At 44.6% G+C, this 11,677-nt stretch carries 8 protein-coding genes; all 8 read right to left on the bottom strand.

All coding sequences use genetic code 11. From position 1 onward, the window contains the following. Nucleotides 1–51: 51 nt before the first annotated feature. The 8 genes from L5L98_RS00860 to L5L98_RS00825 all read right to left on the bottom strand — a co-directional run bounded on the left by L5L98_RS00860 (nt 52) and on the right by L5L98_RS00825 (nt 11,295). Nucleotides 52–765, bottom strand: a complete 714-nt coding sequence (locus tag L5L98_RS00860) for a helix-turn-helix transcriptional regulator (RefSeq protein ID WP_131525744.1) — start codon at nt 763–765, stop codon at nt 52–54. 109 nt (nt 766–874) lie between these two features. Further along, nucleotides 875–1,324, bottom strand: a complete 450-nt coding sequence (locus L5L98_RS00855; RefSeq protein ID WP_168824100.1) for a GyrI-like domain-containing protein — start codon at nt 1,322–1,324, stop codon at nt 875–877. Between the two features lie 101 nt (nt 1,325–1,425). Next, nucleotides 1,426–1,809, bottom strand: a complete 384-nt coding sequence (locus L5L98_RS00850) for a VOC family protein (RefSeq protein ID WP_006081088.1) — start codon at nt 1,807–1,809, stop codon at nt 1,426–1,428. Between the two features lie 169 nt (nt 1,810–1,978). Next, nucleotides 1,979–3,700, bottom strand: a complete 1,722-nt coding sequence (locus L5L98_RS00845; protein WP_263138159.1) for a phospho-sugar mutase — start codon at nt 3,698–3,700, stop codon at nt 1,979–1,981. Nucleotides 3,701–3,872: 172 nt separating this feature from the next. Next, nucleotides 3,873–7,430: an ABC transporter permease/M1 family aminopeptidase gene (locus tag L5L98_RS00840; RefSeq protein WP_263138158.1), complete on the bottom strand. Its 3,558-nt coding sequence runs from the start codon at nt 7,428–7,430 to the stop codon at nt 3,873–3,875. 12 nt (nt 7,431–7,442) lie between these two features. Next, the gene (locus L5L98_RS00835; RefSeq protein WP_263138157.1) at nt 7,443–8,321 is read right to left on the bottom strand and encodes an ABC transporter ATP-binding protein; all 879 of its coding nucleotides are present in this window, start codon (nt 8,319–8,321) and stop codon (nt 7,443–7,445) included. Between the two features lie 253 nt (nt 8,322–8,574). After that, nucleotides 8,575–10,113, bottom strand: a complete 1,539-nt coding sequence (locus L5L98_RS00830) for a hypothetical protein (RefSeq protein WP_198572166.1) — start codon at nt 10,111–10,113, stop codon at nt 8,575–8,577. 195 nt (nt 10,114–10,308) lie between these two features. Then, nucleotides 10,309–11,295 carry a TerC family protein gene (locus L5L98_RS00825; protein WP_263138156.1) on the bottom strand — a complete coding sequence of 329 codons (987 nt, stop codon included), beginning with the start codon at nt 11,293–11,295 and terminating at the stop codon, nt 10,309–10,311. Between the last annotated feature and the right edge of the window lie 382 nt (nt 11,296–11,677).

Below are 11,677 nucleotides of genomic sequence, written 5' to 3'. Positions count from 1 at the left end.
AGCGAATTACTAGAAAGTTACTAGCAAATTAAAAATGTAATACAAAGCCACTCATTCGAGTGGCTTTTCTTTCGCTTCTGCTCGCGCCTTCGATTGCTCATCCATCAGGCAAATATAATCTTCAAGCTCTTGCCCGAGAGTGAGATCAAAATGACGGTTTAACCGCACAAGACCTGTGATGCGATCGACCCTGAAATTACGAAAATCAGCACGTAGATCACACCATGTCAGTAAGGTCCAAGTACCACGCCAAAAATAGATGGCGAGCGGCCTAACTTCCCGCTCGGTAACATCCAGTTTGACATCTTGGTAGAAGAGTTTGACGTATTCGCGGCGCTGAGCCGCATTACGCAAGGGATCGAGGAATTGAAACTCATTGGAATCGAGGTAAAAATCCGGTGAAAACATTAAGGATTGATAGGCTTGTAATCGTTTAGGCAACACAGCTTCGACTTTAATCATCGCCTGCCTCGCGGCGCTACCAAGCTCCTTACCACCCCAAGTTTGTACCATTCGCATGCCAACTTGAATCGCTTCGAGTTCGGCTTCGTTAAACATCAAGGGAGGAACATTAACCTCGTGGCGCAACAAATAGCCGACACCCGCCTCCCCTTCAATAGGAATGCCACTTAAACACAGGTCCTGCACATCACGGTAAATCGTGCGTGTGGAAACCTCTAACCGTTCAGCCAACTCTTGGGCTGTGGTCAGGCGTTTATGTTTAAGAATTTGCACTATTTGAAATAGGCGATCAGCGCGGCGCATTGACTGTGATTCAATCCTTTAGTTGCCTATCCGTTGATTAAGCATTGTGAGTTTATATAAATCACTGACATATCCTGATACTCACTTGAGTGATAGTTTACGATTTAAATCATAAAATCCCGATATAAATCTCAACCTCAGTGGCGCTGAGATAGACTTCAAAATCCGTTTGATAGCGTCGCTGATGAGAGCAATCAGCCGCGCTAAAATAACCCCACACTTGCCCCCAAAGATCGATAACACACTGGGGCATATCACCCTGAGCTGTGAATTTAAGGTATTCGCCCGCGTTAAGCTCCAATGGCGTAAAATGACTTGCATCAACAGGGGCATCAATTGCCTTACCCACCAGCACAGAAAACTCGCCATTCATGTCTGACTCATAGTCATAATACACGCCATACATGGGCGAATTGAGCATAGCGGTGAGCTGGGATGATTCAAAAAAGGCTTGCCACAGACTACCTATTCTCGCGCTATCGACAGACATTTCTGCCCGATTATTCGTGCGGGTGCTTAGTCCAAGTAACGGTCGAGCATCAATATAAACCACATCCATCTTTGTTTCTTCCATAGAAATCTAAACCCATGCTTTAGTTAATTGCGTGATTTTAGCGTCGTGCCTTAAGGCCACGACGCTAATACATTAATCACTTACGACTACTTATCCTTAGACCACAGACCGACTTTGTTACCTTCGCTATCGGCAAATAAGGCGATATAACCACACTCACCGTCTTTTATCGGTGTGACTGGCAGGATAATCGTCACCTCTGCTGCGATCAGTTTATCCACTAAAGGTTGCAATTGTGCGCTGAAATGCAGATACACAGTGCTGCCTTGCATCGATGGTTGGCTCATGCTGCATTTGACTAGCCCTATGCTCGCCGCACTCGCATCTTCGGTGACTATGGTCGCATATTCCATGTCTTCCATATCGTCACGTTTAAACTCAACCCCAAAATGCTGCTGATAAAAGGCAACGGCACGGTTCATATCACTGACAGGAATTTCACCCCAAACTAACGGTGCAATAGATAACATTTTCACTTTCTCCTTGTTGAAAAATATCAATGATTCAAAATCTTATTTATAAAATTCAGAACTGAATCATTAACGGGCGACAACAAGAATAAAACAAGGCTACTGACAGCATGATGTCAGTAGCCTTTTAATAAAAGTGAATGTTGAGGGTTTTGGCCTAGTTAAAACGTTACTTTGGCAAACTGGCTTGATGTGCCTGAATAAAATCATCCATGGCTTTGCTCGCCCTCGCTTGGGCACTGGCTAAGGTATCTGTATCAACCATAGTTTCTACCACTTCGTAGTAGCACTTAATTTTAGGTTCTGTGCCAGATGGTCTGACGATCACCCGAGCCCCGCCCGCTAAGCAGTAAGTCAATACATCGCTCGGTGGTAAGTCGATTTTCTCAACATTTCCATCGGCAAAACGACGCTCAAGTGCCTTTAAATCATCGGTTGAGAGCACATCTAACTCACCAATCTTAACCGGTGGATGCTCGCGCAAATAGGCGCCAATATTGGGCGTGTCAGGTTTTAGCGCAATGCTCACCTGCGCATTGAGATGGAAGCCATGCTCACGGTAAATTTGCTCGAGTCTGTCCCAAATCGTTTGCCCCTTCGCCACCAGCTCGGCAGTTAATTGGGCAAATGCCACCAGCGCCGACAAGCCATCTTTATCCCACACCATACTGCCAACTGTGTAGCCAAGGGCTTCTTCATAGGCAAACAGGAATTGATCCTCAGGCGAAGTTTTTGCAATCCCCACATTCATCAGCCACTTAAAGCCGGTGAGCGTGGTAAAGCTTTGCGTGCCAAACCCTTGAGCAATTTTAGATAACAGGCTCGATGACACTATCGTTGTGCCCGTAAGTCGTTGATTATCTTTAGCGTGAGATAGCAAGTAATGTCCAAAGAGCACACCGACTTGATCGCCCGTCAGCATCTGATACTCGCCATCCTCTTTACGCACTGCAACCGCAAAACGGTCGGCATCGGGATCGTTAGCACAGGCGAGCATAGCGCCGTGTTTTTTCGCCTCGGCAATCACTAAATCCATCGCCCCCTTTTCTTCAGGGTTTGGGAAGTTCACCGTCGGGAAATCGCCATCGGGTTCACGCTGGGAGGCAACCGAATACACTTGGGTGAAACCTGCATCTTTCAATACCGTTTCAGCCATTTCGGCACCCACACCGTGCATGGCGGTATAGGCTAAACTGACCTTTTCTGGAGCGGTATGGTTTTGCAGCACCTCAGCTTGCTGCACGCCATGGCGATAGCTTTGGTAAAAATCGTCCTGCAGGAGTATCAACTTACCTTGTTTTACTGCGTCATCATGCTCTAAAAACGGAATCGCTTGATTCGCGGCGCGCTCAATTTGCGCGGCAATGCCAGAGTCGTGGGGCGGAATAATCTGCGCGCCATTCTCCCAATAGACTTTATAACCATTGTATTGCGGCGGGTTATGACTCGCGGTCACCACAATGCCCGCTGCCGCATTAAAATGTTTTACCCCAAAGGCCACCAGCGGCGTTGGCGCTACTTTGGACGTTAAGCGTACCTTAATCCCCATAGCGGTGAGCACACTCGCTGCATCATGGGCAAAATTAAATGAGTCGTGGCGACCATCATAACCAATCACTACGCCACGCTCGGCGGCATCTTTAATCTGATCAAGTAGATAAGCACCAAGACCAGCAGAGGTTTGGCGGATCACCAAACGGTTCATTCCCATAGGCCCAGCACCGACGACACCGCGTAATCCTGCGGTGCCAAACTCCAAGCGACCCGCAAAGCACGCCGCGAGTTCGGCTTCATTGCCGCTATCAATTAGGGTTTGTAACTGGGCTTGAGTGCGAGGGTCTGGATCATTTTCAAGCCAATGGTTTACCTGTAACTGCAGATGGGTATTCATATCACGCCTCATTGAAAATCATTTGCAATCACCTTAGAAAAAAGCACGTAGAAGAACAAGCTAATTTGCATTAATTTCAAAATGAGCCAAGGGTATTGCCATAAAAAACGCACTATCTAACAGGTAATGCCAGATAGTGCGTTGGTTTTAACAAACTGGTTTCAAAACGGATTTAGAGTTTAAAGATATTATCCTTCGTATCTCTGTCGATGAGCTTCACAAAGGGATCGACCCCCACATAACTGGGTTTTTCAGCCAAAGTGATCGTCAGCTTGTTTTCACCACTGACCAGCCTATGCTTCTCAATCAATAACACCTGTTTGTCATCCTTTAGCTTATCGGGATCGGCACTAAAGGCACCGATATCGATGATGGCATCTAAAGATTGTTCGGTTTCTTCACCTTTACCACTCGCGACTTTGCGGCTGGCATAGACGCTCAGCTCAACTTGCGTCTTACCATCAGGCAGAGTGGTCATTACCGCATTGGTTAACCTAAGATCGTAGAGTGTGATGTCATTAAAAGACTCATCGATAAAGCGAGCTTGCGCTTCATCTGTGCCTTGCTCAAGGTAACTCACTAAATCCAATGTGGTTGGGAAAGGATCGTTACGATACTGATAACGTGCTAAGAATGCCTTCAAATTAGCGTTGAGTTTCTCTTCACCCAACTCATCTTTAATGGCCATCATCACCACTGAGCCTTTCTGATAATGAATGTACTGCTGATTTTCACTACGCAGCAAAGGCATTTCTTTGATGGATTCAGATGAACGGCCACGTAAATATCTATCTAATTCATATTTCAAGAATTTACGGATCATTTTATCGCCGTACTTTTTCTCCAACACCATCAGCGCCGAATACTGCGACAAGCTTTCGGATATCACAGCACTGCCCTGCACATCCGCAGCGCCCACTTGGTGTCCCCACCATTGATGCGCCACTTCATGGGCTGTGACGTAATACACAGGATCGATATTATCCTCATTGCGTAAATCAGTAATAAAACCAATACGCTCTGAGTAAGGCACTGTATTAGCAAAACTTTGTGCAAAACTACGGTAACCCGGAAACTCCATAATTCGCATTTGCTTATGCTGATAAGGCCCAAATGCTTGTGTGTAGTAATCGATAGAATCTTTAACCGACTCTATCATGCGCGCAACGTTCCAAGGATGCTCCGCATGGTAGTAAACCTCAACCACAACACCATTGTGCTCAGTTTTTTCCACCTGATAACGACCCGAAATAATGGCGTAGAAATTCACCATAGGGCTGTCCATCGAATAATGGAAATACTGACGTCCATCCTGCTGCCACTGTTTTTGCAAATATCCTGGTGCTAATGCAATTTGATCAGCACTTGTCGAAATAGTGGCTTCAAATTGAATGAAATCACCATCGACACCAAAGAAGTTTTGCGTGTAGTAACGGCTGTCTTCAAGCTTGTTCGCTCGAGCTTTTTCGGCTAAATCGCGCTTTTCGCGCTCGTGGCGATCCATCAGCTCATAGCCGTCTTGATAACCAAAGAGGGGCAATAGTTCGAAATTGTTGATGAAGGTGCCATTTTCAACCACAGACATATCAAAGCCAGCTTCAGCAATACCCACAGACTGACGTACTAATTGAATGTCCCCTTGCACCACCTGCCCAGGCTGCACTGGCGTCGAAAAGGTCAACCAAGCATTGCGATAGCGGCTATCTAACTCACCTAAGTTTGTATTCGGGATATTGATTTTTACCGCTTCGGCCTGAGTGTGCTCTGGCCACTGCACTAACATCCTTTCGATTGGTTTATCTGACTTGTTTTGCCATTCGAATATCACCTTAGCAACAATTTTTCGCTCTTCAGGGAAAATATCAATATTCGCGTTGACCTTAGTGGCCACTAAAATCGGCATGCTTTGGTATTGTTTGAAGGCCTTCTCATAATCGGCTTGCAGATCTGTGGTTTCATCTTGGGTTAAATAATGATTCAACACTTTTGTTTGGTAGAACAAATAACTGCCCATACCCAAAAACACCACCAAAGCAACGCTTACAATAGCTTTGCCACTAAAACCAAGCTGATAACTCAGTAATCCCATACGGGTTTTAAGGCTCTGCTGCGGTCCGCGATGGTACAAGCCATAACCTAAAACAAACAGGATAAGGCTAAAAGCCCCCCAGTAAATCATATAGAGTGCATGACTTAATAAGCCCCAACCGTAGCCGTTCATATCCGAGTAAATTAAGGTCGGTGATTGACCAAAGTTATATAAGCTATGGCCAAATCCCCAACTTGCCATAACAAATGTCGTTAGATAATAAGCAACAAATAACCCCATACCTGCGTACTTATTTGGGCTAAGTACTTGTAGGAAAAACGCCAGCACAGCGGTCATCAACAGCGGCAGGAGGTAATAAAATCCCAGTCGAATAAGGTACTGAGCAATCTCAAGATTGGCTTGACCTTTTATCAGTTGAAAAGCAATTGTGGTACACATAGCGAGCACATACAGCAAGGTCATCACTATGACCACAGATACTAACTTTGAGCCCCAAAAGCTTAAGTTTGATACAGGAACGCTATCGACAATATCCCCCATTCCTGAACTACGTTCACGCCAGACGATTTCTGCGCTGTAATAAATCAGCACTATCACCATCAATAACCCCGTCGCGCCGGCAATGTTATTCACCATATCTTGGGTTAATGGCCAATTAGATGTGCCATACCAACCAAAATCATCGAACATGGGGCCGACTAAATTGAAAATAGTCAGCACACCTAACACCACAAATGGCGCGGTAAATAGTACTTGCCGTACTTCAAATTTAACCCGCGTCCAAAATTGCTGGCGACCATTAGGCTCAGTTGCCATAGCCAATTGTGCCAAAGGCACTAAGCTGGGAACTTTTCCTGCTTTATCGGATTTTTTCTCACGTTTCTTAGTCAAACTCGGCTGACGGAAAACCCCTGAAACGGCCAGTAATACACAGGCAATTCCAAACCATATCGCCCTGTTTTGCAGTACAAGTCCTGAGAATTCAATTAACTGGCTATTCTTCTCGCTAATGGTCCAGTAACGGGTCACTTCGGCAAAGGTGCGCAGCGCAAAGGGATCAAGCAAAGCAGCAATAGTACGATATTGTGGCTGACTCGCCATTTCGCCCGTCAAGGTATAAAGCACCAACATGGCTACTGCGGTCAGATAGAGCGCCATTAAGGAACGAAAATGACTTGCCATCGCATAGAATAGAGTCGAGATCAGCAGCAAAGTCGGCATGGCGAGTAAAAAATACGGCACAAGATAATTCGATAACGCAAAAGGCCCAAAACGGCTAGCATCGACCCATGGCATAAAAGAGCCAAGCATTAACCCTATGGGAATAAAGGCAAATACCATCATCACCACAACAAAACTGCCGAGAAACCGACCAAATTGGTATGCAAATGGTGATAGGGGTTTGCTATAAATCAGCTCTTCCATCAAATGCTGATGATTGCGGATAGCCGTACTACCCACAAAATTCACCACGGCAAACATGGAAATGAGTCCCATGATCAACATGGTTTGAGTAATACCAAATGGGCTATTTTTCATCACCTCACCGCCGCTACCAATTTGAATATTGTTAGAGACGACTGATAGAAAACTCATTAAAAACAATAGAAAAGAAACAACATAAAAGGATGGCTGACGCAAATAATAACGCCACTCAAACCTAAGCATTGATAACAACATATTGATATCTCCTTAGGCAGCCTGACGGCGGTGACTGAGTAAAGTAGAAAAATACAAATCTTCAAGCCCTGCTGTCGCAGGGATAAATCCCTCAGGACAAGTGTCAGCCATCACATTAAGGACAGTGCGTCCCGCTAATAAACGCTTAGAAATCACAGGTAATTGCGCTTCAAGCTCCTGTGCCAGTGCTTGACTCACAGTCTTAGTCCAAATTTTTTCCGTTAATTCACCCACCAATTGATGTGGATTGCCTTGAAGCAGAATTTTACCCGATGCCAAAACCGCCATATTAGCGCAGAGTTCAGACACATCTTCAACAATGTGAGTCGAGAGGATTACCACTTTTTCCTCGCCTAAACTCACCAGCAAGTTATGGAAACGGTTACGTTCTTCGGGATCGAGACCCGCGGTAGGCTCATCCACAATCAATAGCTTAGGATCACCAAGCAAGGCCTGCGCAATACCAAAGCGCTGACGCATACCGCCAGAGAAACCACTCACGGCTTTATTTTTATGCTGATAAAGATTGGTGTGTGCCAACAATCCTTCAACAGCTTCTTTACGCAGCTTGCTCTGATTAATGCCCTTAAGAATGGCTAAATGATCTAACAGGTCATAGGCGCTAATACGCGGATAAACATTAAAATCCTGGGGTAAATAGCCTAAGGTTTTACGCAGCGCTTGAGGATCGGCTAATACATCAATACCATCAAACACTATGCTGCCGCTGTCGGCACTTTGCAGCGCGGCAATGGTACGCATCAGTGATGACTTTCCCGCACCATTGGGTCCGAGTAAACCAAACATCCCTTTGGAAATCGTTAAATCAACACCATCGAGTGCTTTAACACCGTTATCATAGGTTTTAGTGAGATTAGAAATAGTCAGCATGCTTCCCTCTTGCGTCTGTGAGTTCAAAATACCAACAAACTATCACATAAAATTAACCTTTACAGTAGTTATCAAGATATTCATGTACTTACAGAATGATAGCCAGCAAAACAAACTACATATTCTTAATCCCTAAAATAGCAAAAGGGACTCTATTTGAGTCCCTTGCTATTGAAATACAATATAAAAGTAAAAATATGCTGCGAATTAAAATATGGCGTACTAAATACAATTAGTTACATAAACGCCAACATTAGCGCGAGGGTAAAGTGCCATCAAATACGCGTACTTTGATATTCTTTTTCAGGTTATCTTGGTCTTGTTGCCATTCTTGCCACTGGGTGAGACTGATACTGAGCTGCAATGAAAAATCAGTAGAAATCCACTGTTTTTGCCCTTGAGTATATTTAGGTGCAGGGACTATGTTACTGGGTCCAACGAAGGACGCAGAACACATAAAGGTTTTGAAATACACTTGGTCAATCGATAAATCGAGGGCGCTGGGCGATGTTAAACATTGACCACTGCCCGGCTCTTGATACGAGGCAAATTGGTACAGGATTGCCGGTGTATTATTGGTACTATCGGGAACTGAAGCAGTTTGATGACAAGATAAACAACTACTTAATGCATTATCCGCAGGGCCATTTAAACGCCCATTACACCCTAAGTGTCCCGCATTGGTGTGCTCATTCAAACGGCCAACGACCTCTTGAAATACCGCGCTATCCTTAAGCCCTGTGATTGGGTTTTGAGGGAATGCTGCCGCTCCCACTGTTGCTGGCGGCGTGTCATTCCCCCACATTAATCCCAGAGGTGAGATACGATCCCAAGGATTTTTCTCTTTCGCTTTAAACTGACCATCGGCGACAAAAGTGCCATAGGCCCAGCCCACGGGTGAACGGCTGTCGCGCACTGCAATATCAAACTGCAACAAGTACACATCGGCGACAGAGCGCGGGCATTGCTCTGTTTCCTGTTGGAAACTACAGGCACTGCCATCGGCGTTTTTACATACACAGAAATCACTGGCACTGATATTGGCTTGCCAAACAGGTACATTTTCAAGGAAAGGATAGTTATTAGGCGTTGCGGTAGTGAACAGTAACTTGCCAATCACACTGCCTTCATTAAATGCAAAATTTTGCTGGGGCATCACAGGTGATGGTGCCCCCGTCCATACTTTGCCAATGCTGTTTGCCGCCTGAGGATTATAAAAACCCACCGCCCACATAGTGGTTTTAAGGGAGCCTTGGCCTTTTATCTCCATAGTAACGGGGGCTTCTCGGGTCAAGCCATGGATAAATTCCCGCCCACTCATGGGATCATAGGTCTGATAGGGAATATGGTACCAAGAGCGCACCTTGTTGTTACACAGATCCCAGTCTTTACTGACATCGCCTTTGTCGATGTTTCCCTCTTGGATGTACTTCATCACAGCCCAGAGGTATTGCTCAGCTTGGGTATTTTTATCACTTTCACTCAGATTTTTATCGAAAGGATTGAATTTAAGCCAAGGTGCAGCGCTATCTGGTTTGGCACTCGAATAAGCATCACTGAGGCTAAAAATAGGCCCCTTCCAGCCAGAATAAGCTTGGTTGATAATGACTTGATTGTCCCACATGCCTGTTTTTGCAAAAGCAGGATCTTGGAAGTAACTTGGATAGGCTCCAGTACAGGTTGAGTTTGCATTAGATGTAATGTTCGTCGATTGTTTATCTGCAGCTTTTACGTTGACTGCTGTCAATGAACAAACGGTGAGCAGAAGTATGGCGGTAATGTTGAGTTTCATAATATCGTCCTTGAAGAGTATTAGTCCTAAAAACTCCCTTTGTGAGCCCAAAACTAACAACGGCTCGAATTAAGCATAGACTAATTTTTAACATCTTCTGTAAAGCTTAACGATTCACATATTAAGGATATAAAAAAGGCCGTTTAGTATGACTAAACGGCCGAAAAATATTGGTTATTGGACTAGCCGTCCAAGCTATTTCTCAACTTCTTGCCCGCGCGTCTTCCACAGCGAATACAGGACACCTAAGACTAACAGACCAAAAGTCACACCAAGGGACACAGCCGTAGGGATAGTAAAATCCACTAACCCTTCATGGTTGAAATACACTAAACCCACTTTCACCCCAATAAATACTAATACCACTGACAGCGCATATTTAAGGTATTCAAAACGGTGCACCATAGCAGCCAACGCAAAATACAAAGCACGTAGCCCCAGAATCGCGAAGATATTCGAGGTATAAACGATGAAAGGATCTTGGGTAATCGCAAAAATAGCTGGAATACTGTCGACTGCAAACACCAAATCCGCGGTTTCCACTAAGATCAACGCCAAGAATAACGGCGTCGCCCACCATCCTTTTATTAACTGATGATCTTCGCCACGTACCCAGAATTTTTCTTTATGCAGCGTTGGTGTAAAACGCATCTTAGTGCGTAACCATTTATAAAACTTATTGTCTTGGATATCACCGTGCTCATCGTTTGAGAAGAGCATTTTCACGCCAGTGAAAATCAAGAAGAGTCCAAATAACACAAGTACACCTTGATACTGGGCAACAAGCACAGCACCAAGACCGATCATAATGGCGCGCAACACTATTACGCCCATAATGCCCCAGAAGAGCACTCTGTGTTGGTATAAACGTGGGATACCTAAGCTACTGAAGATTAACGCGATAACAAATACGTTATCCATAGACAGTGATTTTTCAATCAGATAGCCCGTTAGGTATTCCATACCGGCGGTTGAACCCTTGTACCACCAGAGCCAGGCCCCAAACAATAAGCCCATACAGATATAAAAGGCTGAAAGCTTTAAACTTTCAGCCACGGTAATTTCATGCTGATCCTTGTGCAATACGCCAAGGTCAAAGGCTAATAACGCCAGCACAAAACCGAAAAACATTAACCAAACCCAAAGCGGGTAACCCACAAATAGGGTGGTAAAAAACTCCATAAGTCTCCTTAGTAACACATAACGACTGATCTAAATCAGTAAAGTTGAGCAGATAGACATTGACTCATTGTAGAAATATAAACTGTGAAATCTTATATGAAAAATGCAACTATCAAGATTAAAATTCTTTTACAATCAATATAATTATGGTGCTTATTTATACTTATGCCTCGAATAAGTTCACTTCTCAATCACAGCGCTTCCCTGAGAAAATCATCTAACCCACCCATTCGTGACATTCCTTTAGATAGCAGCCTCGAACAAGCGCGTAGATGCTCTACCAATAATGCAAAATTGCTATCAATCATAAAACTTACACTATCCATTAAACGACGAACTACAGCGAAATCAAGGCTAAAGCCGCTAGGATAAAACTGCCACA

Origin of the sequence: Shewanella sp. SM23 (assembly GCF_025654295.1) — a bacterium.
GTDB lineage: Bacteria > Pseudomonadota > Gammaproteobacteria > Enterobacterales > Shewanellaceae > Shewanella > Shewanella oncorhynchi.
The sequence above is the reverse complement of the archived record's forward strand: the minus strand, read 5'-3'. Positions and strand labels throughout refer to the sequence as shown.

What these genes read in the sequence shown, in the direction of transcription:
- L5L98_RS00850 (WP_006081088.1), bottom strand. Translation starts at nt 1,809, where the DNA reads ATGTTATCTATTGCACCGTTAGTTTGGGGTGAAATTCCTGTCAGTGAT.
- L5L98_RS00835 (WP_263138157.1), bottom strand. Translation starts at nt 8,321, where the DNA reads ATGCTGACTATTTCTAATCTCACTAAAACCTATGATAACGGTGTTAAA.
- L5L98_RS00825 (WP_263138156.1), bottom strand. Translation starts at nt 11,295, where the DNA reads ATGGAGTTTTTTACCACCCTATTTGTGGGTTACCCGCTTTGGGTTTGG.
- L5L98_RS00860 (WP_131525744.1), bottom strand. Translation starts at nt 765, where the DNA reads ATGCGCCGCGCTGATCGCCTATTTCAAATAGTGCAAATTCTTAAACAT.
- L5L98_RS00855 (WP_168824100.1), bottom strand. Translation starts at nt 1,324, where the DNA reads ATGGATGTGGTTTATATTGATGCTCGACCGTTACTTGGACTAAGCACC.
- L5L98_RS00845 (WP_263138159.1), bottom strand. Translation starts at nt 3,700, where the DNA reads ATGAATACCCATCTGCAGTTACAGGTAAACCATTGGCTTGAAAATGAT.
- L5L98_RS00840 (WP_263138158.1), bottom strand. Translation starts at nt 7,430, where the DNA reads ATGTTGTTATCAATGCTTAGGTTTGAGTGGCGTTATTATTTGCGTCAG.
- L5L98_RS00830 (WP_198572166.1), bottom strand. Translation starts at nt 10,113, where the DNA reads ATGAAACTCAACATTACCGCCATACTTCTGCTCACCGTTTGTTCATTG.